Origin of the sequence: Owariibacterium komagatae (genome assembly GCF_045865535.1) — a bacterium.
In the GTDB taxonomy this organism is placed as follows: Bacteria; Bacillota; Clostridia; order Oscillospirales; family Ruminococcaceae; genus Ruthenibacterium; species Ruthenibacterium komagatae.
This window is the reverse complement of the sequence record NZ_AP031406.1, coordinates 2,570,387-2,596,392: the sequence shown is the minus strand read 5'-3', so window position 1 is coordinate 2,596,392 and position 26,006 is coordinate 2,570,387. Positions and strand designations below refer to the sequence as shown.

The 26,006-nt window shown below is 60.0% G+C and carries 23 protein-coding genes and 1 riboswitch; of the genes, 10 read left to right on the top strand and 13 right to left on the bottom strand.

Features of this window, described 5'->3' with window-relative positions; genetic code table 11:
* Positions 1-3: 3 nt before the first annotated feature.
* Complete coding sequence (gene rsxC / locus ACKTS9_RS12890; RefSeq protein ID WP_349215838.1) at positions 4-1,314, bottom strand: electron transport complex subunit RsxC; 1,311 nt, start codon at positions 1,312-1,314, stop codon at positions 4-6.
* 197 nt (positions 1,315-1,511) lie between these two features.
* On the opposite strand from rsxC, the gene ACKTS9_RS12885 reads away from it, so the two are divergent.
* Together ACKTS9_RS12885 and ACKTS9_RS12880 are read left to right on the top strand one after the other, a co-directional pair.
* On the top strand, positions 1,512-2,069 hold the full coding sequence (locus ACKTS9_RS12885; RefSeq protein ID WP_349215840.1) for a hypothetical protein: 558 nt from the start codon (positions 1,512-1,514) through the stop codon (positions 2,067-2,069).
* 22 nt (positions 2,070-2,091) lie between these two features.
* Complete coding sequence (locus tag ACKTS9_RS12880; RefSeq protein WP_349215842.1) at positions 2,092-2,232, top strand: hypothetical protein; 141 nt, start codon at positions 2,092-2,094, stop codon at positions 2,230-2,232.
* A 130-nt stretch (positions 2,233-2,362) separates the two neighbouring features.
* On the opposite strand, the gene ACKTS9_RS12875 is transcribed toward ACKTS9_RS12880, so the two are convergent.
* Together ACKTS9_RS12875 and ACKTS9_RS12870 are read right to left on the bottom strand one after the other, a co-directional pair.
* Positions 2,363-4,138: a Na/Pi cotransporter family protein gene (locus ACKTS9_RS12875; RefSeq protein ID WP_407881259.1), complete on the bottom strand. Its 1,776-nt coding sequence runs from the start codon at positions 4,136-4,138 to the stop codon at positions 2,363-2,365.
* Positions 4,139-4,312: 174 nt separating this feature from the next.
* The gene (locus ACKTS9_RS12870) at positions 4,313-4,636 is read right to left on the bottom strand and encodes a NusG domain II-containing protein (protein WP_407881257.1); all 324 of its coding nucleotides are present in this window, start codon (positions 4,634-4,636) and stop codon (positions 4,313-4,315) included.
* 84 nt (positions 4,637-4,720) lie between these two features.
* Here ACKTS9_RS12870 and ACKTS9_RS12865 point away from each other — a divergent pair, with 84 nt between their 5' ends.
* Positions 4,721-6,115, top strand: coding sequence for a Sapep family Mn(2+)-dependent dipeptidase (locus ACKTS9_RS12865; protein ID WP_407881255.1), 1,395 nt, complete (start codon positions 4,721-4,723; stop codon positions 6,113-6,115).
* 105 nt (positions 6,116-6,220) lie between these two features.
* Here the strand turns inward: ACKTS9_RS12865 and ACKTS9_RS12860 are convergent, their stop codons facing one another.
* Positions 6,221-7,102 carry an aldose 1-epimerase family protein gene (locus ACKTS9_RS12860; RefSeq protein ID WP_407881253.1) on the bottom strand — a complete coding sequence of 294 codons (882 nt, stop codon included), beginning with the start codon at positions 7,100-7,102 and terminating at the stop codon, positions 6,221-6,223.
* A gap of 198 nt (positions 7,103-7,300) precedes the next feature.
* Here ACKTS9_RS12860 and ACKTS9_RS12855 point away from each other — a divergent pair, with 198 nt between their 5' ends.
* Together ACKTS9_RS12855 and ACKTS9_RS12850 are read left to right on the top strand one after the other, a co-directional pair.
* Entirely contained in the window at positions 7,301-9,940 is a 2,640-nt protein-coding gene (locus ACKTS9_RS12855; RefSeq protein ID WP_407881251.1) for a peptidoglycan-binding protein, read from the top strand.
* Between the two features lie 3 nt (positions 9,941-9,943).
* Complete coding sequence (locus ACKTS9_RS12850) at positions 9,944-10,630, top strand: peptidoglycan-binding domain-containing protein (protein ID WP_349215624.1); 687 nt, start codon at positions 9,944-9,946, stop codon at positions 10,628-10,630.
* Between the two features lie 59 nt (positions 10,631-10,689).
* Here the strand turns inward: ACKTS9_RS12850 and ACKTS9_RS12845 are convergent, their stop codons facing one another.
* The 8 genes from ACKTS9_RS12845 to ACKTS9_RS12810 all read right to left on the bottom strand — a co-directional run bounded on the left by ACKTS9_RS12845 (position 10,690) and on the right by ACKTS9_RS12810 (position 16,512).
* Complete coding sequence (locus tag ACKTS9_RS12845) at positions 10,690-11,358, bottom strand: hypothetical protein (protein WP_349215623.1); 669 nt, start codon at positions 11,356-11,358, stop codon at positions 10,690-10,692.
* A gap of 125 nt (positions 11,359-11,483) precedes the next feature.
* The gene (locus tag ACKTS9_RS12840) at positions 11,484-11,885 is read right to left on the bottom strand and encodes a methylglyoxal synthase (RefSeq protein ID WP_349215622.1); all 402 of its coding nucleotides are present in this window, start codon (positions 11,883-11,885) and stop codon (positions 11,484-11,486) included.
* Positions 11,886-11,921: 36 nt separating this feature from the next.
* Complete coding sequence (locus tag ACKTS9_RS12835; RefSeq protein WP_349215621.1) at positions 11,922-12,653, bottom strand: P-loop NTPase; 732 nt, start codon at positions 12,651-12,653, stop codon at positions 11,922-11,924.
* A 120-nt stretch (positions 12,654-12,773) separates the two neighbouring features.
* Positions 12,774-13,361, bottom strand: coding sequence for a Maf family protein (locus tag ACKTS9_RS12830; RefSeq protein WP_349215620.1), 588 nt, complete (start codon positions 13,359-13,361; stop codon positions 12,774-12,776).
* A 13-nt stretch (positions 13,362-13,374) separates the two neighbouring features.
* Positions 13,375-13,641 carry a DUF4321 domain-containing protein gene (locus tag ACKTS9_RS12825; RefSeq protein WP_349215619.1) on the bottom strand — a complete coding sequence of 89 codons (267 nt, stop codon included), beginning with the start codon at positions 13,639-13,641 and terminating at the stop codon, positions 13,375-13,377.
* Positions 13,642-13,656: 15 nt separating this feature from the next.
* A complete protein-coding gene (dut, locus tag ACKTS9_RS12820; protein WP_349215617.1) occupies positions 13,657-14,100 on the bottom strand; it encodes a dUTP diphosphatase in 444 nt (147 codons plus the stop codon).
* A 22-nt stretch (positions 14,101-14,122) separates the two neighbouring features.
* Entirely contained in the window at positions 14,123-16,171 is a 2,049-nt protein-coding gene (locus tag ACKTS9_RS12815) for a U32 family peptidase (protein ID WP_407881246.1), read from the bottom strand.
* Positions 16,171-16,512, bottom strand: coding sequence for a cell division protein ZapA (locus ACKTS9_RS12810; protein ID WP_349215614.1), 342 nt, complete (start codon positions 16,510-16,512; stop codon positions 16,171-16,173). The genes ACKTS9_RS12815 and ACKTS9_RS12810 overlap by 1 nt, the downstream gene beginning before the upstream one ends.
* 235 nt (positions 16,513-16,747) lie before the next feature.
* Between ACKTS9_RS12810 and ACKTS9_RS12805 the strand changes: the two genes are divergently transcribed.
* A complete protein-coding gene (locus ACKTS9_RS12805) occupies positions 16,748-19,162 on the top strand; it encodes a glycogen/starch/alpha-glucan phosphorylase (protein ID WP_407881243.1) in 2,415 nt (804 codons plus the stop codon).
* Positions 19,163-19,251: 89 nt separating this feature from the next.
* Positions 19,252-21,066, top strand: coding sequence for a glycoside hydrolase family 13 protein (locus tag ACKTS9_RS12800; RefSeq protein ID WP_407881241.1), 1,815 nt, complete (start codon positions 19,252-19,254; stop codon positions 21,064-21,066).
* 87 nt (positions 21,067-21,153) lie between these two features.
* On the opposite strand, the gene ACKTS9_RS12795 is transcribed toward ACKTS9_RS12800, so the two are convergent.
* Positions 21,154-22,488, bottom strand: a complete 1,335-nt coding sequence (locus ACKTS9_RS12795) for a zinc ribbon domain-containing protein (RefSeq protein WP_407881239.1) — start codon at positions 22,486-22,488, stop codon at positions 21,154-21,156.
* A 329-nt stretch (positions 22,489-22,817) separates the two neighbouring features.
* Between ACKTS9_RS12795 and ACKTS9_RS12790 the strand changes: the two genes are divergently transcribed.
* The 3 genes from ACKTS9_RS12790 (at position 22,818) to ACKTS9_RS12780 (ending at position 25,912) form a co-directional block, all read left to right on the top strand.
* Positions 22,818-23,264: an NfeD family protein gene (locus ACKTS9_RS12790; RefSeq protein WP_407881237.1), complete on the top strand. Its 447-nt coding sequence runs from the start codon at positions 22,818-22,820 to the stop codon at positions 23,262-23,264.
* A 35-nt stretch (positions 23,265-23,299) separates the two neighbouring features.
* Positions 23,300-24,196: an SPFH domain-containing protein gene (locus tag ACKTS9_RS12785; RefSeq protein WP_349215608.1), complete on the top strand. Its 897-nt coding sequence runs from the start codon at positions 23,300-23,302 to the stop codon at positions 24,194-24,196.
* 139 nt (positions 24,197-24,335) lie between these two features.
* A riboswitch (purine riboswitch) is annotated at positions 24,336-24,437 on the top strand.
* A gap of 110 nt (positions 24,438-24,547) precedes the next feature.
* Positions 24,548-25,912, top strand: a complete 1,365-nt coding sequence (locus ACKTS9_RS12780; RefSeq protein ID WP_407881234.1) for an NCS2 family permease — start codon at positions 24,548-24,550, stop codon at positions 25,910-25,912.
* Positions 25,913-26,006: the final 94 nt, after the last annotated feature.

Here is a 26,006-nt window from a genome sequence, read left to right as displayed (position 1 = left end):
TCGTTACTTCTTCCCTCCGTTCTTCTGCATGACCTTGGCCAGGCTCATGGTCTGCGCCACCGGCCGCTTGGCCGGGCACACAAATGTGCAGCTGCCGCAGCCCATGCACAAATCCACCATCAGCCGGTTCAGCCCGTCCACATCGCCTTTTGTGAAAGCGCCCGCAATCTCCACCGGGGACAGACCCAGCGGGCAGGCCGCAATGCAGCGGCCGCAGCGGATGCAGGGGCCGGGCGCAGGCAGGTGCGCCTTCTTGCCGGAAAATGCCAGCAGCGCGTTGTTTTGTTTGAGCACGGGGAACGAGGGATCAAACACGGCCGTGCCCATCATGGGGCCGCCCATGATCAGCTTTTCCATGTCCTCTTTCACGCCGCAGAATGCCAGCACGTCCTGCATGGGCGTGCCGATGATGACCTCCACGTTTTTGGCCGTGGTCACAGCGTCGCCGTCCACGGTCAGGCGTTTGGTGGTCAGCGGCATGCCTGTATCCAGGAACTTGCCCAGGGTGGACACCGTGGTCACGTTCATCACGATCACACCCACATCGCTGGGCAGACCGCCCCGGGGAACTTCCCGGCCGGTGGTCTTTTCGATCAGCACTTTTTCCGCGCCCTGGGGGTAGCGGCTGTCCAGAGGCTGCACCGAATAACTGCTGTCGCCTTTGGTCAGGCTGAACATCAGATCAATGGCTTCGGGCTTGTTGCGCTCGATGCCGAAGATGACCTTTTGGATACCCAGGTACTCTTTGACGGCCGCCACACCGCGCATCACAGTATCGCTGCACTCCAGGAATTCCCGGTTGTCGGCCGTGATGTACGGCTCGCACTCGGCGCCGTTGATGACCAGTGTATCGATCTGGTCCAGATTCTTGGGCGACAGCTTCACCGCAGTGGGGAAGCCCGCGCCGCCCAGGCCCACCAGGCCGCAGGCACGCGCCGCAGCCACCAGGCTGGCCGCATCCGTCACCACCGGCGGTTTGCAGGCCGGGTCGGGGGTCTGGTTTCCGTCCGGTTTGATGACCACTGCCGGAACCACGGCGCCGTTGGGCATGTGGACGCTGTCCACCGCTTCCACCGTGCCGGAAACGCCGGAATGGATGTCCGCGCTGACAAAACCGCCCGCCGTGCCCACCACGGTGCCCACATAGACGGTGTCGCCCTTTTTCACCGCAGGGGTGCAGGGCGCGCCAATGTGCTGCTGCATGGGCAGCACGATCTTCTCGGGCAGGGGCATCTTCTCGGTTGCCAGCTCCGCCGTACCTTTGTGGTGCGGCACGCGCGCGCCTTCAGCGCTGCGTTTCAGTTTGGCTAACATCAGTGTGATCCCTCTTCTCTTCCTTACTTCTCACGGCTCTGCCCGCGGGCAGAAAACCGCAATCCTTCATTATTTTATTTTAACATTCAGCGGGACGCTGTCAACAAAAAATAAATCTTTCACAAACTCGAACATTGCGTTTCGCGCCGGCGATGTGGTATACTAACTTATACAGCTTTTTTGCGGGAGGGAACGTTTTGCCGTTTCTTGTTACTGACAGCGCCTCGCCCCTTGCGTTCGAGACGCTGCCCGCGCTGAAGGTGACCGAATTCTATGGCCAGCCCCGGCGCGGAGAGGTTTATTCCTATCTTCGCTGCTATGTGCACAAGGGAGCGCTGCACTACAGCGTCACGGTGTTTGACGGCGAGCCCCCCGCCACTGCCCGCATCGGGCTTGCCGTGACAGCGGACGACACGGCGCGGCGCTATCTGTTCGCCGTGCTGGCCAAGGACGCCCCCTGTCAGCTGGCGCTGTACGAGGACGATGTGCTGCGGCAGACCCTGACGGCGCCCTGTGTTCGGCAGTTGGCCGGACAGGACGAGCAGGGCGAATACTGGGGCGCGGAAAGCGTGCTGGAGGCCGATGTGTTCCAAACCTGGTTCGGCTGTGCGCCCCACGCCGGGATGCTTTTGCCCGGAAATGTGTTTTTGTTTGACCGGACGGAAACCGCCTTCGGCGCGGCCTTCCCCGTGCCGGCCGGCGGGCCTGTGCCCACGTCCAGAGGGTTTGACTCCCTTCTGGTGGTTCCCTATTGAAAAATGAGGAGGCGTATTGAGGATGAAATTCGTGTTGAAACTTCTGGGCTGGCTGGCAGTGATCGCGGCGGCCGTGTGCGCGCTGGCGTACTGGGACAAAAAGACCACCCCGGATTACATTGAAATCTATTCCGACGGCGAGGACGAAGAGGACGCGTTTTAAACACGCGCCGGACAAAACGGTTTGCAAAACGGCATGGCTCGGGCCATGCCGTTTTTTTATGTTCTGCCGGGCGCACAACCAAAAACGGGAGCAAGGGCACACCCTCGCTCCCGTTTGATGCAGCTGTCTCTCACATCTCACACAGAGGCTCGTAATATTTTTCTTTGTATTTTGCCAGCATTTCGTTGAAATTGGGCACAAAGCCGTCGTGCATGTTCCGGCGGAACGCGTGGGCGTCGAAATTGCCCACATCCGCTTCACTGCCCACAATGCGGGCCGCAATGTTGGAGCAGTGGTCGGAAATGCGCTCCAGATTGGTGAGAATTTCCAGATAAATGGTGCCGCCGTCGATCTGGCACTCGCCGGTCTTCAGGCGCTGAATATGGCGCGAACGCATGGTCTCGATCATCAAATCGATGGTCTCCTCCAGCGGCTCCACCTGTTCGGCCACCGTCGCGTCGCTTTGTTCAAAGGCGCGCAGGGTGATGTCCTGAATCTCCTGCAGTGCTTTGTCCACCACAGCCAGTTCCGCTTTGGCCTTGTCCGTAAACGACAATTCCTTGTCGAACATCTCGCCCGACCGCTCGCACACATTGATGGCGTAGTCGCCGATGCGTTCGTATTCCACAATGAAGTTTAAAAGCTCGCTGACCGCGTGGCTCTCGTTCTCGCTCAGTTCTTTGTCGGTGATTTTCACCAGATAGTTGCTGATGGCCACCTCCAGCTGGTCGATGATGTTTTCCCGCTGGTGGATCAGGTTCAGCGTCTCGCTGTCATGACTGTACAGCACGGGGATGGCGGCGGCGTAGTTCAGCTGCGCGTTGCGCGCCATGGTCTCCACGGCGCTTTTCGCCTGCTGAATGGCTACGGCCGGAGAAGTGATCAGGCGTTCGTCCAGCACGGGGATCTCCACTTCGGTTTTCTCCCCGGCAGAATCGGGAATGGTCATTTCCGCCAGTTTTGCCAGCAGACGCACGAAGGGGATGAACATCACCGTGACCACTACATTGAACAGGGTGTGGAAGTTGGCAATGTCGCCCATGCCGATGGGCTCATCCCACCAGGTGAACTGGAACAGTGCTTTGAGGCCGTAGATGACCACCAGAAAAACCAGCGAACCGATGACGTTGAAATACAGATGGACCACGGCGCTGCGCTTGGCCGCTTTGGACGCGCCCACCGACGCGATCAGCGGTGTGGAGCAGGTGCCGATGTTCTGGCCCAGAATGATGGGAATGGCGCTGCCCCAGGTGACCACGCCGGTGCTGGAGAGAGCCTGCAGAATGCCCACCGACGCAGAGGAGGACTGAATGGCGATGGTGACCAGCATGCCCGCCAGAACGCCCAGAATGGGGTTTTGCAGCGAGGTGAACAGCTGAATGAAGAGGGGCGAGTCGCGCAGCGGTTCCACCGAGCTGGTCATGATGCCCATGCCCGTGAACAAAAGGCCAAAGCCCATCATGATCTGGCCGATGTTCCGCTTTTTGGGCGCCTTGATGAACACATACAGAATGGCCCCCGCAAAGGCCACCAGCGGCGCGAAGGTATCGGGTTTGCAGAACTCCATCCAGGTGCTGCCGCCGGACATCTCCGACAGACGGATCAGCTGGCCGGTGACCGTTGTTCCGATGTTTGCACCCATGATGATGCCAATGCCCTGGCTCAGCTGCATGATCCCGGAATTGACCAGACCGATCACGATGACGGTGGTACCTGCCGACGACTGGATGATGCCGGTGATCAGCGCACCCAGCAGCACCGCGCGGATGGTGGATGCGGTCAGCTTCTGCAAAATGCTTTCCATTTTTCCGCCGGCAATTTTTTCCAGGCCGGAACCCATGATGCTCATGCCGTACAAAAACAGCGCAATACCGCCTGCAAGATTGATCACGTCAAAAATCGTCATAAATTCCTCCGGCTGACAACGTTCTTCCCAAAAACAAAGCGGCTCGTATGTGCTCCGGCCGCTTCGTTTACAGAAAGTTGACATTTATTTTTCAAAAACCTTACATGAATTTATGATACCATCCCACCGGGCCCCACGCAAGGGGCACAGCTGTTTTTTTGACGAAAAAAGTCTTCACTCCTCCACGCTGACCACCACGCCTGCCGGGGCGCACACCGCCTGGTCGTGCTCTTTGCTCAGCCAGCCGAAGTTTTCGCAGATATGGTCGGGGCACTGGCTGTCCACAAAGCGGATGGCGCCGTCCCGCACTTCCAGCGTCACGGGAAAAGGCGCGCCCTCTATGGAATAAGTCCCGTCCCGGGAGAGCGGAATGCGCTGCGTTTCGGCACCCGCCACGCTGACCACCGCCTGGGCGCCGGCGCCCCGGCCTGCGCCCCACAGCGCCAGCGCGCCGGCCGCTGCCAGAATGACCAGCGCGAACAAAATGTTTTTCTTCATGGACGCCTCCTGCGTTCTCTTGCGTATTTTTTTCATTATACTATAATAAGGGATAGAAACTCAAACAACAGGGAGAAACAAACCATGAACGATTCACAACGCATTCAGAAAATCGATGCTTTTATTGAACAGAACAAGGACGCTCTTCTGCGCGATTTGAAGACGCTGGTGTGCATTCCCAGCGTGCAGAGCGCACCCGAACCCGGCGCGCCTTTCGGCGCCGATGTGCGCAAAGCGCTGGACACCGCCCTGGACATGGCCCGCGGTTTCGGGCTGGAGACCCACGACTGCGAAGGCTACATGGGCTATGCGCAGATCACAGGCAAAAGTGAAAAGCAAATCGCCACCATCGCTCATCTGGACGTAGTGCCCGAGGGCAACGGCTGGGATTCAAACCCCTTTGATTTGGTGGAGCGGGACGGCTACGTCATCGGCCGCGGCACCGCCGACGACAAGGGCCCCGCGGTGCTGACGCTGTATGCGGCCAAGTTCTTCAAAGAGCAGGGCGAAGAGCTGCCCTACACGCTGCGCATCCTGCTGGGCTGCGCCGAGGAGACCGGCATGGAAGATGTGGACTACTACCTGTCCCGCTATCCGCAGCCCGCGTTCTGTTTCACGCCGGACGGAGAATTTCCGGTGGGATACGGCGAAAAAGGCCACTACGGCGGCACATTTACCAGCGCTGCCCTGACCGGGAACTTGGTCCGGATGGAGGGCGGCGTTGCCACCAACGTGGTACCCGACCGCGCTTTCGCCATCGTCAAGGCCGACGCAGCCGGTCTTGCGGACACGGACCGTGTGAAGGTGACACAGGAGGGCGAGGGCCTGGTGCGCATCACCGGATACGGCAAGGGGGGCCACGCCTCTCTGCCCGAGGGGACCGTCAACGCCATCGCGCTGGTGGTGGACTACCTGCTGGACCATGACCTGTGCTCGGAAGAGGAAAACACGGTGCTGCGCATGGAGCGCGAACTGCTGCGCGTGACCGACGGCTCGTTTGCGGGCATTGACTGTGAAGACAAGGTATTCTCGCCGCTGACCTGCATCGGCGGCACAGTGGAAACCCGGGACGGCCGGCTGTGCCAGACCATCGACATTCGTTATCCCACCTGCATCACCGCCGATGAGATGTGCGAAAAGCTGAGCGCCTTTGCGGCCCGGTTCGGCGCTTCCTTCGCGGGCGAAAAACCTGCCGTGCCCTTCTATATCGAGCCGGACTCCCCTGCCATCCGCACGCTGATCGACACCTACAACGAAGTGACCGGCCAGAACAAAAAGCCCTTCACCATGGGCGGCGGCACCTATGCCCGCCACTTTGAAAACGCGGTCAGCTTCGGCATGGAAGAACCCCAGGAACCCATGCCTGCCTTTGTGGGAGCCATGCACGGCGCCAACGAGGGCGTGCCCGTGGCCCGTCTTTTGCAGAGCCTGAAGATCTACATTCTGGCCCTGTCCCGCCTGATGGAGCTGGAGTTCTGATCCATCGCACAAACCCCGGCGCCCGCCGCTTTTGAAAGCGGCGGGCGCTTTTTGCCGCATAAAAAAGCGCGCCCTGTTCCCGCGGGAACAGGGCGCGTTTCTTGTTTATCGGTTGAAGCGCATCTTCAGGGTTGTGGCAAACCGCTGACCCGGATTCAGCCGGGCGGCGGCGGGCTTGTCCTCCCAGCGGCCGTCGGTATCCCGGGCATCGGGCAGCGAGTGCCAGGGCTCAATGCACACAAACTTCACCGGGCCCGGCACGCTCCAGACCAGCACATAGGGGAATCCCTCGATCTGAACATCCACGCTGCGGTCCGTGGCCTTTTCCACCAGAGAGAGCGTGCGGGCGGTCAGCTGCGTCATGCAGATGCTGTCATGAGCAAACAGCGTATCGGTCAGGGGAATGTCGGTCTGGTTCTGGAACAGCGGACGGCGCTGACCGGTCACAAGGCCGTCCTTCTCTCCGGTCTCCACCACCACAGGCGACTGGGGCGCATCAAACCGCAACACATAATCGCCGGTGGCCTTTCCCTCTTCAAAGGGGCACAGGAACGCCGGGTGGAATCCCAGTCCAAAAGGCATAACTTCATCGCTGTCGTTGATGACCTCTACGCGGTGGGAAACAGTGTTTCCCTCAAGCGTGTACGTGGTGATGAACTGGAACGCGAAGGGAAACTTCTTCATGGTCAGGGCATTGGCTTCCAGACACAGGGTGACACTGTCCGCGTCCTGCTGACGCAGAGTGTGCTCCATGTCCCGGGCAAAGCCATGCGCACCACCCTCATACCGAACGCCCTTGCAGGTGAACGCCCCGTCTTTCAGGCGTCCGCAGTAAGGGAAGAGGACCGGCGCATGCCGCGCCCAGACAGCAGGGTCCGCCTGCCAGAGCATTTCCGCGCCGGTCTGCTTGTTTACCACGCTGACAAGCTCCGCCCCGTGGCTTTCCACCGTTACGCGCAAATTTTCATTTTCCAAAATAAATTCCATAAAAGCCTCCTGTATGCAAGCTTTTTCGTATTTGTTTCAGTATAGCGCAAAAACGCCGAAAAAGGAAGAGGCCGCGCCAGTGTCAGGCAGACAAATTTCGGAATAGGTTGAGGTACAGGGCCTCCGCGACGCTTTCGGGCGACACGTCCGGGCGCTGCCCTTCCGCCCTTTGCCGCCCGTTTCAGAAAGGAGTTTTTTATGGAGCAAGCCACCATTCAAAACACCGGCACCGGGATGCTCCAGTTCCGAAGCTACACTGCTTCCGAGGCGTATCCCGTCCCGGACGTTCAGGTGACCGTCACCTTTTCCGACGGCACCCGAACCCAACTTTCCACCGGTTCCACCGCCCTGAGCCAGACGATTTCCATTTCCTGCCCTCCCAAAGCGCTCTCGCTGGAACCGCAGAGTACAACGCTTCCCTATGCCACCTGCGACATTCACGCGGAAAAACAGGGCTATCTTCCCGTGGATGTGAAAGGCGTGCAGATTTTCGACACCATCACCAGTCTTCAGCCGCTGGATATGATTCCCTCGGTGGACCAGAACGGCGCACGCCTGCTCACCGAACCGCTGGAGGACACGCTCGTCCCCGTTCACAAGCTGTTCGCGGGCGGTCCTTCGTCGGGTCAGAGCCCCATCACGGAGTGCCGCGCGCGGGTCTTGTCCACCCCGGTCATCCCCAACAAGATCACCGTTCACCTGGGCCGGCCTGCCGCCAGCGCCCAGAACGTGACCGTATCTTTCCGGGACTACATCAAAAACGTGGCCTCCAGCGAGATCTATCCCACCTGGCCGGAACAGGCGCTGCGCGCCAACATCCACGCTCAAATCAGCCTGGCGCTGAACCGCGTCTTTACCGAATGGTACAAAAGCAAGGGATACAATTTCCAGATCACCAACTCCACCAGCTACGACCAGTACTATGTGCACGGCCGGGACATCTTTGAGCCCATGGACCGCATTGTGGATGAAATTTTCGACACGTACGTGCGGCGCCCCGGCACCATCGACCCCTATTTCACCGAGTACTGCGACGGAAAATCCGTCACATGCCGCGGCATGAAACAGTGGGGCACCGTGACCCTGGCGGAAAGCGGCAAAACCGCTTTGGAAATTTTGAAATATTACTACGGCAACAATCTGGAGATCGTGCGCACCGACAACATTGCCGACATTCCCGAAAGCTATCCCGGCACGCCCCTGCGCATCGGCTCCACCGGCGACGCCGTGCGCACGATCCAGCGGCAGCTGAACCGCATTTCCAAGGACTATCCATCCTTCGGCACCCTGGAAGTGGACGGCGTATACGGTCAAAGCACCGCAGATGTGGTGAAAAAATTTCAAAAGCAGTTCGGTCTGACGCAGGACGGCGTGGTGGGCCGCAGCACCTGGTACCAGATCAGCTACATTTACGTGGCGGTGAAAAAGCTGGCGGAACTGACCAGCGAAGGCGAACAGCCCACCGGCGGTCTGGTCAGCGGCACCTTCCCCGGTACGCTGCGCGTGGGCAGCACCGGTGATACGGTGGAACAGGTACAGTTCTGGCTGAACACGGTCGCCGACTATGTGCCCAGCATTCCCAAGGTAAATGTGGACGGCATCTTCGGCGCGGCCACCCAGGCGGCTGTGCGCGCCTTCCAGACGCACTACGGTCTGACCGTGGACGGCATTGTGGGCCGCGCCACCTGGGACACCCTGTACGGGGAGTACCGGTCCATTCAGGAGGACGTCGCGCCTCCGGGCGTAACGCAGCCCGGCCAGTATCCCGGCACACCGCTGCGCACAGGGTCTCGCGGCAATGAGGTCAAACAGATGCAGTTCTATCTGCGCATCATCGCCCGGTCCAACAAAAACATCCCGTCCATCAATGCGGACGGCATCTTCGGCGCGGACACCCAGGCGGCTGTGCGCGCCTTCCAGAGCGCCTATGGTCTGTCCGTGGACGGCGTGGTGGGGCCGCTGACCTGGAACAAAATCTATGAAGTGTACACCGATTTGATCAATGGCCTGCTGACTTCGGACCAGCGGCCGGGCGTGTATCCCGGCACGCCGCTGCGCGTGGGCAGCACCGGGCGGGCGGTCAAGGAAGTGCAGTATTATCTGTATCTGCTCAGCGCCTATTTCCCCGAGATTCCCGTCATCGCTTACGACGGCGTTTTCGGCGCTGCCACAGAAAAAGCCGTGCGCGCCTATCAGCAGCTGTTTGGCCTGACGGTGGACGGCATTGTGGGCCGTGCCACCTGGGACAGCATCTACCAGCGCTTCACCACCCTGCGCAACGTGGACGGCCCCATGCTGAACCTGCGTGTGCTGGCCTATCCCGGCTATGATCTGCAGGAGGGGTCCCAGGGCGAGATTGTCAAATTTGTACAGTTCATGCTGGCATATATCGGCGTATTCTATGATCCCATCCTGCCCATTGACGGGCTGACCGGCGTCTACGGCCCCGAGACCGCCGCCTCGGTGCGCAGTTTCCAGCAGGAGTTCAGCCTGCCGCAGACCGGCGTGATGGATGAGACCACCTGGAACACCATGGTGATCATTTATCTCAGCCTGGCGGCCGACCCCACCGGCGTGGACCGCCCTGTGGGCGAATATCCGGGCTACGTGCTGGCCTTCGGCAGCGCCGGTTCCGCTGTGCTGGAGCTGCAGCAGTTCATGAACGAGATCGCGTCCCGGTTCTGCGCCGGCTGGTTTGTGCCGGAAAACGGCATTGTGGACGAAACCACCTACAACGCCGTCAAGGAGTTCCAGAAAGGGTTCGGCCTGCCGGTCACGGGGCTTGTGGACCGCCTGACCTGGGACACCATTTACGACTATTATTTGATGGAGGAATGAACCATGGCCAAAATCTTTGTCTATGACGCGTACAACAACAAATTTCTGATTTACAACCTGTCGGAAAACGACGCCATGCCCTACGCCTACGGCAACACCATGCGTGTGCGTGAGTTCCGCGGCTCGTCCAACAGCCCCACGCTGTGGACCACCACCACGGCCATGGAGGCATGGAACCTGACCCGGCGCAGCTACGGCAAGGGCATTTACATCGGCTACGCCTTCAAGCGCATCTGGGAAGGCGGCCACGGCACGGCCAGCCAGCATTATGCCGGCGTAAGCTTCGACGTGGGCCAGAATGTGTCCAGCGCCGAGCGCCAGAAAATTTACAACACCGCGGTGGCCACCGGCGCCTGGGGCTATGTGGAACCGCTGAGCATGACCCCCCGCTGGGTCCATTTTGACCGCCGGTACGGCAAGCCCGCCTGTTCGGGCACCACCGCAGGCTACCCCACCGTACGCCGGGGCAGCCGCAACACCTACGTGCTGATTTTGCAGGACGGTCTGAACGCCCTGGGATATTCCACGCGCACGCTGGACGGCATTTTCGGCGCCAATACCGAAAACGCCCTGAAAGGCTTCCAGCGCGCTGTAGGGCTGACGGCCGACGGCATCTGCGGCTGCCAGTCCTGGAAAAAGCTGACCGCTGCCGTGGTGGGCATCGGCCGCACCCGGACGGTCATCGACTGACCGGCAAAGAAAAACAGCCCCGGACGCAGATTGCGTCCGGGGTCGTTCTTTTTCCGTTCTCATTCCACCGGTTCGTTCAAAAGTTCCTCGTAATAGCTGTACCAAATGTCGTACGAATCCACGCCCAGCAGCAATTCTCCGCTGTCCGCATCCGCCAGCCAGGCCGTCAGCGGCAGCTCCGCCTGCCCCATACCGTCCAGCTGTACCCGGCACTCGTCGTAGAAATTCCGGCACAGATCTTCCGCTTCGTACCAGGCCGCCAGCGCATCGGTATCCCCCGCAGCCGCCTGCTCGGCCAGGTGCAGCAGACCTTCCTGATCCAGCACGCCGTTGATGCACTCCGGATCTTCCATGTAGAAGAAAATCGCATTTTTGCCGGAGTCCTGCGCCCACTGCTCCAGATCCAGTTCCAGGTTTGTGATCCAGGCGTCTGCCTGGTCTTCCGCCCGCACCGGTTCCGGCACCGGCGAAGCTGTATTCAAAAGCAGAGGAAGGAAACTGAGAAGCACGATCACCACAAAAACGCCTACGATCGTCAGCAGCACCCGCCGGGTTCTGCGGCCGGACTCCTGCCTGCGCTCCAGCGCGGCCAGCGAAACCTTTCCGTTTCGAACCACCGGGCCGGCATCCTCACCGGAGAACAACGGCTGCTGTGACCCGCTGATGCGCATGCCGCAATGCGGGCACCGCTCCCCTGAAAAATTCTCGCAGCAAACCGGACACTTCATGTTTCTCACCTCTCCCCATTCTTTGTTTCAGTGTAACACGGACGGTCTGAAAAAGCAATTTCTTCACAAAAAAGCCCTGTCCCGACGGACAGGGCACAACCGCATACTTTCCCTTTTTAAAACGATCAACGGGGATTGACAATGTTGCGCCAATCCAGATCGCCGCGCTCCAGACCATGGATCAAAACCTCTGCCGTGGCGATGTTGGTCGCCATGGGGATGTTGTGCACATCACACAGGCGCAGAAGGTTCATCTCGTTTGGTTCATGAGGCTTTGCCGTGATCGGGTCACGGAAAAACAACAGCAGGTCAATCTCGTTGCAGGCAATGCGCGCCGCAATCTGCTGGTCGCCTCCGTGCGTGCCGGACAGGCAGCGCTGAATGGGCAGACCTGTAGCTTCGCTGACCAGTTTGCCTGTGGTGCCCGTCGCCGTCAGATTATGCTGCGCCAGCACCGGGCAGTACGCAATGCAGAACTGGACCATCAGTTCTTTTTTCGCATCATGTGCGATCAGTGCAATGTTCATGTGGATCAATCCCCTCTGAATGTATAGTGGAAAACGTCAACGCACGATCAAGGGAACCTGCTCGCCGCAAAGACGCGCTGCAATGGCGTCAAACACGCGGTAAGCCGTACTTTTCTGTGCAAGGGCTGTTCCCGTTGCCCCTGCGGCACGCACCTCGGCACTCTCGGGCACCACGCCGATCAGCTGCGCGCCCACGGTGTCGATGCACTCGTCCAAATCGCGTATGCCGCACCCGTCCAGCCGGGGCGGCACCCGGTTGATGACCAGCCGGATATCCTGAAGCCCGCCGGCCGCCAGCGCATCACAAACAATGTGCCCGTCCCGCAGAGCAACGGGGTCGGGCGTAATGACCAGCAGCGCACGGTCCGCCACAGCGGCGGCTGCCTCAAAAGGCGCGCCCATGCCTGCGGCCGTGTCCAGCACGATATCGTCAAACACCGGTTTTGCGCGCTCTGCAAAAACCTGCAGTGCCGCGGCGCGCACGCGGCCGCCCGAATAGGGCGCAGAGATCACATACAGATCCGGATACAGCGGGCTTTCCACAATGGCCTTGCCTGCGGCGCACCGCCCGGAGAATACATCTTCCACATCGTAGACCGTTTTGCCGTACACCCCTGCAATATAGTCCACGCTGCGCAGGCCGGAGTCCAGTTCCACCAGCAGCACCCGCCGCCCGCGGGCAGCCAGCCGGCCGGCAGTGAGCACCGCCACAGTGCTTTTTCCGGTACCGCCTTTGCCGGACGCCACCATGATGACTCTCGCACCCATGCTTTCCCCTCCATGACAAGAAGTGACAGTACCTCCTATCATGCCTACTTTTACAGCATATCACAAAAAAGAGAACTGCACAACACTTTTTTTCAGCACTTCACACAAAATCATACAAATTCAATCGGATTCGTCAAACCCGAGGGCCTGCCAGCAGGCCATACTCCGCAAAGCGCGGTGCACCTGAGACACCGGCAGCCCCACCACATTGAAGTAGCAGCCCCGAATGCCGCGCACAAATTTGGCCGCGCCGCCCTGGATGCCGTATCCGCCCGCCTTGTCGTAAGGCTCGCCGCTGTCCAGATAGGCATCCCGCTCAGCCGCATCCAGCGGCCAGAATTCCACCTCGGTGGTGACGCAGAAACGCCGCTGCTCGCCCGGTGCCTGAATGCACACCCCCGTGTGCACCCGATGCGTCCGGCCGCTGAGGCTGTCCAGCATGCGGCGGGCGTCTTCCCGGTCCCGGGGTTTGCCCAGCACCTGGCCGTCCACATCCACCACCGTGTCGCAGCCCACCACCACATCACCGGGGCGCAAAGCCGCGGCCGCCGCGCATTTTGCATCGGCCAGCACCTGCGCCAGGGCGGCCGGGTCCGGCGCGGTCAGCGCGCTTTCGTCCACATCGCTGACGCACACCTCATACGCGGGTGCGGCCAGCGCCATCAGTTCCCGCCGCCGGGGCGAGGCCGAAGCCAGCACAAGCTTCATCCACGGTCCCTCCTCAGCGCAGATTGGTCTTATTGTAAAGGAAAATGGCCGCCGCAATGGTAAAGATCTGCGCAACGCTGATGCCCATGGAGAAACCAAAGGACAGCTTGATGACGGACAGGTCCAGCACAAAGGGCGCGTCGGCATTAAACCCGATGGACTGATAATAGGACAGCCAGCTCAAAAACGACACGTTTTTACACACCGCCGCCAGCATGGCGCCCAGCACGATCCCCGCCAAAATGAAAAACCACAACAGAAACGTGCGTTTCAACTTCATTGTTTGTCTCCCCTTTTACTGTTTTCCCGTGGAGCCGAAGCCGCCCTGGCCCCGCTGTGTCTCGCCCAGCTGCTCCACTTCCAGCATCTGCGGGATCAGAACAGGCATCACGGCCAGCTGTGCAATGCGCTCGCCGTTCTGCACCGTGTACGGCTTGTCCGACAGGTTGACCAGCCCCACGCAGATCTCGCCCCGATAATCGGAATCAATGACGCCCACACCGTTGGAAAGCGCCAGGCCCTCCCGCACAGCCAGGCCGCTGCGGGCAAAGACCAGCGCCACGGTCTCGGGGCCGGGCAGTTCGATGGCGATGCCCGTGGGAATGACGGCACGGCCCAGAGGTTCCAGGTGCACGCCCTCGTCCCCGCACACGGCACGCAAGTCCACCGCGGCGCTTCCCGGAGTAGCTCTTCCGGGAAGAACAGCGCCCGGACGCACTTTTTTTAACTTTAAAACCATTTTCCTCTCCTTTTCTCCGGCGTTACTGCGTACCCTTGAAGTACAGTCCCCGGGTGAAGGCCCCATCAAAGGGGCGACGGCTGCAGAACAAATCCAGCACCTGGCGCACCCGTTCCGGCTCTTCCGTGGTAAAGTAGAGAACTTCCCACTCCACCGGCAGCGCGCCGGGCTTATCTCCCATATAAATGGGCACGGGGTTGTACACCGTGCGCGCGCCGTCCGGACCAGAACAGCGCACCGGGAAGCGGACGCCCTTGCGGTCTTCCAGCTCCCCTTTGCGCGAGCAGCCCGCACAGGTGTGCACATTGTGCAGCGGGCAGGCCCGCGTGAGCATCAGCGGCATGTGGCCATAGGCCAACGCCATCCGCGGCCGGTCGCCTCCGGCCCGCGCCATCTCCGACGCGGTCAGTTCCGGACTGAGCGTCAGGGCCTGCGCCCCCAAAGCCTCATAGGCCCGGGCCGCCAGCTGGTTGGTCACATTCAGCCCGAAGCCGCCCGCCACAGGCATTCCCTGTGCAAGGCGGAAATGGGCGATATTCTGCGCCACACAGCCGGCAAATCCCTGCTCCGCACAAGCCTGCAGCTGCCGGGCCGCCCGCTCTTCCGCCGGGCCGAACAGCACCCGGGGAATCTCCAGCCAGGTTTTTGCGCGCAGCGGCTCCGGCACCTGCTGCCACTGGTCCAGCGGCACGGAAATCCACGCCACCTGCTCCGGCAGCGCATCCGGCAGCTGCCCGGTGCTCTCCAGCCGCAGCACCAGCCCCCGGCTGTCCGCCGGGCGCGGCGGCTGCACCGACACGTGCTCCTGCGTGCAGGGCAGCGGGCACGGCGCCTGCCGCATCTGAAGAAGCTGCTCCAGCGCGTCCCGGCGCAGCCCGTTCACTTCGCCCGCGGGCACAAAGGCCCCGGCGTTTTCCAGTTCCATTTCCGCGGCATAAAAAGGTGTGCCGCCGGTTTTTTCCAGCGCGCGGCGATAGGCCTCGGCCGGATCTTTCTGTGCCGGGACAGGCGGTGTGTTTCCTTTTTTCTCCACCACATGACCGTCCTCGTCCCGAACGGTCAGCCGGGCCCCGTCCTCTTCCAGTGTCAGCCGCAGGTGCACCGGCACAGAGGAACGTTCTCTGCGGAACAGCTCCCGCAGACGGGGAATGGCCTGCCGGGCTGCGGCCGCATCCTCAGCAGTACGCACCCCGAACATCTGTCCGTCCCGGCGTCCGATGAGATAACCATCTGTAAACCCGGAGCGAGAAAATACATCTTGTAGTAATTCTTTGTCATAGGCCTGTCCGTCCCGTGCCTGCACGCAGGCGTTGACAGCGGCGGCCACATACTCGGGCGTGCGCAGACGGCCTTCAATCTTCGCGCTGGCCACGCCCGCCTGTGCCATGGCCGGAAGGTGAGCGATGTGACTCATATCCTTGAGGCTGAGATGGCACGCCCCGGGCTGCCCGGCGCTGAACGGAAGGCGGCAGGGGCCCGCGCAGGCGCCCCGGTTGCCGGAGCGGCCGCCCAGGAAAGCGCTCATATAACACTGACCGCTGACGCTCATGCACAAAGCGCCGTGGACAAAACATTCCACCTCAATGCCGCATTCTGCGGCGATGTGGCGGATCTCCTCCAGCGTCAGCTCCCGGGAGAGAATGACCCGGGAAAAGCCCATGTCCCGCAGCTGAAGCGCACCGGCCAGGCTGTGCACGCTCATCTGAGTGGAGCCGTGCAGCGCCAGACCCGGCGCCACCCGCTTTGCCAGCTGCGCCACGGCCAGGTCCTGCACGATTAGCGCATCGGCCCCGGCGGCGGCCACGTCCCGCACAGCCTGCTCCAGGCCGGGCAGCTCGGCGGGATACAGGGTGGTGTTCAGCGTGACGTATACTTTCACATTTCGGGCATGACAAAAAGCCGCGGCCTCGCACAAGGCTGCGGCGGAAAAGTTGCCGGCGGACCGGCGGGCGTTAAAATGCAACAGCCCGAGATACACAGCGTCCGCTCCCGCGCACACTGCCGCGCGGAGCATGTCGGCATTGCCGGCAGGCGCCAGAATCTCAGGCCGGTTGTTCCTCTGAAACGGCATTACTTCTGCTCTTTCAAGTAGCCCAGCTCACGGCGCAGGCGCTCCACCTCACGCCGCGCCTCTTCGGCTGCCAGCTTGGCCTTGGCCGCGTCCTCCAGATAGTCCTTGATCTGGGCGCGCATGTTGTCGGCGCCGCTGGTGCTTTTTTTCAATTCGTCCAAATATCCCAAAGCGGTGATGACCGCGGCCGTCGCCACGGAGGCCGTCGGGTTGTTGACCATCATCTGGTTCATGTCGGCGTCCAGTTTTTCCGCAAGACTTAAGACGTATTCCTCCGTATCAGTGGTAGCGATCACATAGCTCGAACCGCAGATCTCCAATTTGATTTTATTGGCAGGCATGTGAAAACCCCTTTTCTAAAAATAAGTAGTCGGGCGGCCAATGGGGACACCTCGCCCATTCTGCCGTCGTTTCTTCCCTATTATATACGAAATCTTCAAAGATAAAAAGTGGATTTTTGAAAAAAGGTCATAAAAAAAGTGTTTTTATTGAATCCGGCCGTCTAAAATACTATAATAAAAGTGCTTTGATGCACTCAAACGATGATTTTTTTGAAATTATACAAAGTGGGAGTAGATGAAGTTGGAGACCAAGATCACCGCCAAGTCTTTTGAAAAGATGCTGGAGGATAAGCTTTTCAGCGAATTCGCCATTGACATTGCCTCTGCCACCGACGAGCAGCTGTACCGTGCTCTTGCCCTGATCGTGCGCGGCATGCTCAGCCGCAAGCGCAAGGAGTTTATGGCCCGCACTTACGGCACCGGCAGCAAACAGGTGTACTATCTGTGCATGGAGTTTCTGATGGGCCGCAGCCTGAAGACCAGCCTGTTCAACCTGGGGCTGAACGAGGCGGCGGAGGCCGTTTTGAAAAAGCACGACATCAAACTGGAAAACATCTATGACCAGGAGCCGGACGCCGGCCTGGGCAACGGCGGTCTGGGCCGCCTGGCCGCCTGCTATCTGGACGGTCTTGCCACGGACTGCATTCCCGGCACGGGTTATTCCATCCTGTACGAGTACGGCATCTTCAAGCAGAAGATCGTGGACGGCTGGCAGGAAGAGCACGCCGACAACTGGCTGCCCGGCGGCAGCGTCTGGCTGAAGAGCCATCCTGACCAGGCGGTGGAAGTCAAGTTCGACGGCGAGATCGAAGAGAGCTGGGAGGGCACCTATCACAGCGTGACCCACAAGAACTATTCCAGCGTCATCGCCGTGCCCTACGACATGTATGTGGCGGGCTATGATTCCAAGGGCGTGTCTCAGCTGCGTCTGTGGAAGGCCAAATCCCCCGGCTTTGACATGAGCAGCTTCAACGCCGGCCAGTACGGCAACGCCATCAACAAAAGCGCCAACGCCGAGCTGATCAGCAAGGTGCTGTACCCCAACGACAACCATGTGGAAGGCAAGATCCTGCGTCTGCGCCAGCAGTATTTCCTCAGCGCCGCATCCATCGGCGACATTGTGAAGAACCACCTGTCCCAGTACGCCACGCTGGACAATCTGCCCGACCAGATCGCCATTCATATCAACGATACTCATCCCACCCTGGCCATTCCCGAGCTGATGCGCATTCTGCTGGACGAGTGCGGCTTCACCTGGGAGCACGCCTTTGACATCACCCGCCGCACCTTCGCCTACACCAACCACACCGTGATGAGCGAGGCGCTGGAGAAGTGGAACATCGACATCTTCAAAAAGACCCTGCCCCGCATCTATCAGATCTGCGAGGAAATGGACCGCCGCTGCCGCGCGGACCTGCAACAGGTGTTCCACGACGACTGGGGCAAAATCAACTACATGGCCATTCTGGGTGACAACCAGGTGCGCATGGCCAACATCTGCTGCTATGTGTGCCACACCATCAACGGTGTTTCCAAGCTGCACAGCGAGATCATCAAGCAGAGCGTGTTCCACGACTACTACCTGTATGCGCCCAAGAAGTTCACCAACGTGACCAACGGCATTGCCTACCGCCGCTGGCTGCTGGCCTCCAACCCGGGCCTGACCAACCTGCTGAGCGAGACCATCGGCGACGGATTCAAAAAGGACGCCAGCAAGCTGAAGGATTTTGCGGCTTTCGCCAAGGACAAGACCGTTCTGGAGAAACTGGGCCAGGTCAAGGATCAGAACAAGGTGATTTTCGCCCAGCATCTGGAAAAAGTGACCGGGCAGGTGATCGACCCCCACAGCATCTTCGACGTGCAGGTCAAGCGCATGCATGAGTACAAGCGCCAGCACCTGAACGCGCTGAACATCGCGGCCCAGTACCTGTACCTGAAAAACAACCCCAACGCCGACTTTACGCCCAAAACCTATATCTTCGGCGCCAAGGCCGCGCCGGGCTATTACATGGCCAAACAGATGATCCGCCTGATCTGCAAGCTGGGCACGCTGATCGACGCGGACCCCACCGTGCGCGAAAAACTGCGTGTGGTCTATCTTCAGGACTACTGCGTGACCACCAGCGAGCGGCTGATGCCCGCCAGCGAGGTGTCCGAGCAGATCAGTCTGGCCGGCACTGAGGCCTCCGGCACCGGCAACATGAAGTTCATGCTGAACGGCGCTGTGACCCTGGGCACCCTGGACGGCGCCAACGTGGAGATCGCCCAGGCGGCCGGCAAGGAAAACGAGATCATCTTCGGTATGCTGACCCCGGAGGTCAACGAGCTGAAAGCCTTCGGCTATCACCCCTCCAGCTTCATCAACGCCTGCCCGCAGGCCGCGGAAGTGCTGGACTTCTTGGAGCGCGGCTGGAACGGCGACAGCTTCCATGAGATCACATCCAACCTGCGCACTTCGGACCCGTACATGGTCATGGCAGACTTTGCCGACTACCTGCGGGCACAGAAGGACGTGACCCGCCTGTACAACGACCGGGAGACCTGGAACCGCATGAGCCTGATGAACATCGCCAACAGCGGCATCTTCTCGGCCGACCGTTCCATCTACGACTACGCGCGCAACATCTGGCACGCGAAACCCGTTAAATAAAACACTGCCGGAAACGTTCTGCCGCACACGCGCCCCGTGTGCGGCAGTTGTCTGCGGCGACAAAATCCAAAAGGGAGCCACTTCATCGTATGACGTCGATTTACAACAGCCAGGACAGCTTTTACAAAACCCCCTACGGAGCCGTGCGTGCCGGTCAGACCGTCACGTTCCGGCTGGCCGTGCCCTGCGAATACGGCTGCACCACCCCGTACCTGATCTGGAATCGGGACGGCGGTGAACCGGTGATGCAGCCGCTGAGCAAAGAGCAGACCCGCGACGGCCGGGACCTGTTTTCCTGCGCGCTGGCCTTCGGCGAGGCCGGGCTGTATTTCTACTACTTCGATTTGTACACCGGATACCGCAAACTGTACCGCGGCCCCCTGGGTGAGTGCACCATGACCACCGGCACCGGAGAGAGCTATCAGCTGACCGTGTTCGAGGCGGATTTCGAAACGCCCCGGGCGGTGGCCGGCGGTGTAATGTACCAGATTTTTCCCGACCGGTTCTGCGAGGGCGTAAAAAACAAGGTGATGCCCTTTGCGGACCGCATCTACCGGCCCAACAAACACGGCGAGCCCTATTTCTGGCCCACCGAGCAGGCGGACGGTTACCTGAACAAGGACTACTTCGGCGGCGATTTGGAGGGCATTCGCCAAAAGCTGCCCTATCTGGAAGAGCTGGGCGTGACGCTTGTGTATCTGAACCCGGTGTTTGAGGCCCATTCCAACCACCGGTACAACACCGCCGATTACCGGAAGATCGACCCGCTGCTGGGCACCAACGAGGCCTTTGAGGAGTTGTGCTGGGAGGCAAAGCGCCACGGTATCGGCATCATTCTGGACGGCGTGTTCAGCCACACCGGTTCCGATTCCATCTATTTCAACCGGGAATGCCGGTACAATTCCTTCGGCGCGTGGCAGGGCGAGGGCAGTCCCTTCCGCTCCTGGTATGACTTTTCCCCCTCCTACAAGTGCGGCTACCGGTCCTGGTGGGGCTTTGAGACGCTGCCCGAGGTGAACGAGCACGACCCCGCCTACCGCAGCTTCATCTGCGGCAAGGGCGGCGTGATCGACTACTGGATGGACCTGGGCGCCTCCGGCTTCCGCCTGGACGTGGCGGATGAGCTGCCGGACGATTTCATCGTGGAGATCCGCCGGGCGGTCAAGCGCCACGGCGAGGACAAATATCTGCTGGGGGAAGTGTGGGAGGACGCCACCAACAAATGGAGTTACGGCCGCCGCCGCACCTATCTGCTGGGCAAAGGGCTGGACGGCGTGATGAACTACCCCTTCAAAGAGGCCGCGCTGGGCTTTGTGAAGGGCGAAGACACCCGCGGCATCGCGGACCGCATCGTGCGCATCTGCGAAAACTACCCCGCGCCCGCTCTGAATGCCGCCATGAACTTTCTGTCCACGCACGACACGGTGCGCGCCATTACGGCACTGGCCGGTGAAAGCTGCGAGGGCCGGGACCGCTATTGGCAGAGCGGCCGCCGCCTGACCCCCGACCAGTACGAACGGGGCCGCCGCATGCTGGTGATGGGCTACGCGCTGATTTTCACGCTGCCGGGCATTCCCAGCATCTACTACGGAGACGAGATCGGCATGCAGGGATACAAAGATCCCTTCAACCGTGCCTTTTTCGACTGGGACAGCACCGAGACCCGCATTCGGCCGGCGCTGAAGCGGCTGGCCGCGCTTCGCAAAAACTGCTCCGCCTTCGCGGACGGCGACTTTCATCTTCTGCGCGCGGAGGACGGCGTGCTGGAGTTTGAGCGCCGGGGCGCTTCCTCCGTGGCAGCGGTGTGCCTGAACCGCACCGCCAGCACACTGACTACCCGCCTGCTGGACCAGACCGTGACCGTGAACCCTTACGACTTTGCGGCCATCACCCGCACGCTTTGACCTTCTTTCTTAAAAAATGCAAAACAAAACGCCGTTCGGAAAAGTTCTTCCGAACGGCGTTTTTTATTTATATTTTGACAGCCGGCCTCAGGCCCGTGCGCACTGTTTGGTCTGCATCAGATTTCCCTCGGCATCGTAGTATTCCAGCGTCAGGTTCTCGCCGCTTTCATCCACGCTCATCAGCACATAGCCGCCGTCCGTATTCCAGCCCTGTACCTTTCCGTCGATCATGGTACCCAGACCGTAGTACTCACCGGCCAGCGTGTCCGCGGTGATTTTAAAGGTGGAGCCGTTTTCCTCGCTCCAGCTGCCGCGCACGGCCCGGGCCATGGAAGAGGTGTCCGATCCGTCCACCTGTTCGTAGCAATAGGCCAGAACCGATTCCAATTCTTCCACGCTCATGTAATAGACATCGTCCGGCGAATCTGTGAGGTAGCAGCTCTGGCCTACAAACCAGACGTAGCTGTCCCACTGCTGCACGGTCAGCTGAAAGGTGGTGTCCCCCAGCACAGCGGTGATGTCCAGATAAGCGTCCACACCCAGCTCTTCGTTTTCCACCACGTCCTCGGTCACGCTCAGCTGGTCGAACCCGGCAGACATCGCCTGATACACGGGGATCTCATCGCTGTAGAACATATGCGCCCGCTGGAACTGCTCCAGATAGCTGCCGGTGCGCTCGGCTTCCAGCAGGTAGCCGTTGATATAAGCCTGATCGTAATCCAGATACTGCTGGAAAATGTCATCCACCTGGCTGCCGTAGGAACCGTTGTAGAATTCATCGCCTGCCCATTCGTCCTCGTAATAGGAGTTGTAGTCATCCCACTCGGGCAGGTCCCAGTCGGAGCTGGTTTGAAACGCGCGGAACGCCATGCTGAAAATCAGCGCCACCAAAGCCACAATCCAGACCAGATAGCCCGCGATCAGCCCGATCAGCGCGCCCACATGGGGTTTGCGGGTGGCGTCCCCCTGCACATAAGCGCAGTAACGGCGGTTGAAGGTCGCACCGTTGTAAATGGCGACGGTCAGCCCCCACACGCCGCACACCACACTGAACAGCCAGGACACCAGCACCGGCGGACCGAAAAGGGTTCCTGTGCCTCCGGTGTTCAGCTGGGACAGCGCAATGTTGCCCGCATACAGGCAGGCGAACAGTTCGCCCACACACTGCACCAGCAGCAGCGGAAAGTACAATTTCCAGAAACAGCTGAAAAAGCCCCGATACAGCGCATGAAACGGTCCCAGGAAAAAGGCTGCAAAATTGAACCGGCCGGGATTTCCGGCCGCGATGGACGCAAACTCGCGTGCGTAATACGGGTCCGGCACATCCGCCACGGAATACACCGGCGCATCCGTCCGCGCCCCGCAGCGGGGGCAGAACAACGCCCCCTGAGGAAGCTCTCTCCCACAATTCCGGCAAACCATACGCCGTCCTCCTCATTGTTTTTCTTTCATTATAGCGTTGGTGCCGGGTGTTTGCAAGAAACGGCGGCGCATATGGATAAACGGGTGCGCAAAACGCCCCGGCTCGTCCGGTCACGCCGCACATATCCCGGCGTTGATTGAGGGGGTTGTACTCAAAAAAATGCCGTTTTCCGCCAAACGGGGCCTAAAAAGGGATTTTTTGAGCTTTGTGTTTTCGCGCCGCATTTGGTACAATAAGGCTGTCGACAAACTTCGGCAGCGACGCAGTCGAGTAACCTGCAACGCAGGAAAACGCCGCGCACAACGCGGCAGAAAGGAAGAGGATTCGTATGGTTTTTTCCCCCCTGTCGCTTCTTTGGCTCGGCCTGGCCATTGTGTTCGGCGTGCTGGAGGCCGTGACCGTGGCCCTGGTGAGCATCTGGTTCGTGCTGGGTGCCGTGGCCGCGCTGATCGCCTCTCTGTTCACATCATCGTTTCTGGTCCAGTTCTTTGTGTTTGTCCTGGTCAGCGGCGCGGCGCTGGCCGTCAGCTGGCCTTTGATGAAAAAACGCCGCAACGCGCGGCCCGTGCCCACCAACGCAGACCTGAACGTGGGGCGCACCGCCACCATCATTGAACCCGTGACCCCCAACCAGCCGGGCCGCGCCCGTCTGGACGGCGTGGACTGGACCGCCAGGTCCTCGGTTGCCCTGGAAAAAGGGCAGCTGTGCACCGTGATCTCTGTGGACGGCGCCACACTGACGGTGGAACCCATGCCCGGCACCGCCGCCGTATAACAATAAGGATCTCATTTAAAAAGGAGGAATACTGTATGCCCATCATTCTGATTCTGATCGTTCTCATCATCGTTCTGCTCATTATGAACATCCGCATCGTTCCCCAGTCCTACCAGTACGTGGTGGAGCACCTGGGCCGGTACAAAACCACCTGGGACGCAGGCGTCAAATTTCTGATTCCCTTCATGGACCGGGTGGCCAAAAAGGTCTCTTTGAAAGAGCAGGTGGTGGATTTTCCGCCTCAGCCCGTTATCACCCGGGACAACGTGACCATGCAGATCGACACGGTCATCTTCTTCCAGATCACGGACTCCAAGCTGTTCACCTACAACATCGAGCGCCCGCTGGCCGCCATTGAAAACCTGTGCGCCACCACGCTGCGCAACATCATCGGTGAAATGGAGCTGGACCACACCCTGACCAGCCGCGACATCATCAACACCAAGATCACCGCCATTCTGGACGAAGCCACGGACAAGTGGGGCATCAAGGTCAACCGCGTGGAAGTCAAGAACATCATGCCTCCCTCTGAAATTCAGGATTCCATGGAGAAACAGATGAAGGCCGAGCGCGAGCGCCGCGAGAGCATTCTGCGCGCCGAAGGCGAAAAACGCAGCGCCATTCTGGTGGCCGAAGGCGAAAAAGAAAGTGCCATCCTGCGGGCCGACGCTGTGCGCGAGCAGCGCATCCGTGAGGCGCAGGGCGAGGCCGAGGCTCTGATGACAGTGCAGAAGGCCCTGGCCGACTCCATCAAGATGCTCAACGAGGCCGATCCCTCTCAGAAGGTGCTGACGCTGAAAAGCCTGGAGGCGCTGCAGAAAGTGGCCGACGGCAAAGCAACCAAGCTGATTGTGCCCAGCGAGCTGCAGAACCTGGCCGGCCTTGTGGCCAGCGCCAAGGAAATGATGACCATGGACGAAACGAAACGCTGATTTTTCCCAAAGCCAGACCGGCACGCCGGTCTGGCTTTGCTTTTTCGTCTGTTTTCGCGTGCCTTGTACAGCGAAAAATTGTAGCAAACGTGCATTGCCAAACCGAATGGGATTCGGTAGAATAAAAGTGTATTTTCATAAATTGTTCACAATTGACTTCGATATATCGCCGGCGATAGGGGCCGGCAGTTTCTAGCGGGCGGCCGTAAATCACCCGGCTATCGAAGCGGCGTTGTTATGCCGTTTCGAAGGCGCGGGTCCCGGTGAGAGGCCCGCGCCTTCTTTTTGCGAAACGGGGCGTGTCCCCTTTCGATATACGATCTATTTTTTCTTTTTACAGGAGGAACAATCATGGAAAAATTCTTTCGTCTGAAAGAACATGGTACCACGGTGAAGACCGAAATCATCGCCGGTATCACCACCTTCCTTGCGATGGCCTACATTCTGGCTGTCAACCCCAGCATGCTGGGCGCGGCCGGCATGAACACGGCGGGCGTGTTTGTGGCCACGGCGCTCTCTGCTGCGTTTGCCACCGTCATCATGGCTTTCTGGGCCAACTACCCCATCGCGCTGGCTTCCGGCATGGGCCTGAACGCCTATTTCGCCTACACTGTTTGCGGCAGCCTGTCCGCACAGGGCATTGAGGACCCCTGGCGCATCGCTTTGACCGCCATCCTGGTGGAAGGCATCATCTTCATCATCCTGTCCGCGTTCAAATTCCGCGAGACGCTGGTGAACTCCATCCCTGAAAACCTGAAATACGGCATCACCGCCGGCATCGGCCTGTTCATCTCCATCGTGGGCCTGAAGGGCGCGGGCGTCATCGTTGCCAACGAGAGCACCCTGGTTGCTCTGGGCAATGTGGGCGACGCCAGCGTGGCGCTGGCTCTGATCGGCATCGCCCTCATCGGCATCATGCTGTATTACAACATCAAGGGTGCCATCCTGTGGGGCATCCTGATCACCTGGATCCTGGGCATCTTCGCTCAGCTGTCCGGCTGGTACACCGGCGTTTCCGTTCTGCCCGACTTTGCCAACAACAGCTTTATGGCCGGCTTCGCGGGCATGGGCGAGATCGCCTTCAAGTTCGATTTCAGCTATGCGGCTTCCAACGTGGTGGACTTCGCGGTCATCGTGTTCGCGTTCCTGTTCGTGGACCTGTTTGACACCGTCGGCACCCTGATCGGCGTGGCCGCCAAGGGCGACATGCTGGACAAAGAGGGCAAGCTGCCCCGCGTGGGCCGCGCTCTGATGGCCGACGCCATCGGCACCGTGGCCGGCGCCTGCATGGGCACCTCCACCGTTACCAGCTACGTGGAATCTTCCGCCGGCGTGGCCGAGGGCGGCCGCACCGGTCTGACCGCGCTGACCACTGCGGTTCTGTTCATTCTGTCCATCTTCCTGGCTCCCATCTTCCTGGCCATCCCCGGCTTTGCCACCGCTCCGGCGCTGGTGATCGTGGGCATGCTGATGATGAGCAGCGTTTCCAAGGTGAAGTTCGAGGGCGACATGGCCGATGTTCTGGGTGCGTTTGTGGCCATCATCATGATGCCCTTCACCTACTCCATCGCCAACGGCATCATGTTCGGCGTTCTGGCCTGGCTGGTGCTGAAAGTGGTCCGCGGCAAAATCAAGGACATTCATCCGGTTATGTGGATCGTGGGCGCGCTGTTCGTGCTGCGCATCGTGACCATCATCCTGGGTGTTTCCAGCTGAGTTTTGGGCGTTTTCCGGCGTCCGGCCTTTTGGCCGGGCGCCTTTTTTTACGCCCGGATGCACTTTTGATACAAACCGTGCTACAATGAGGGCA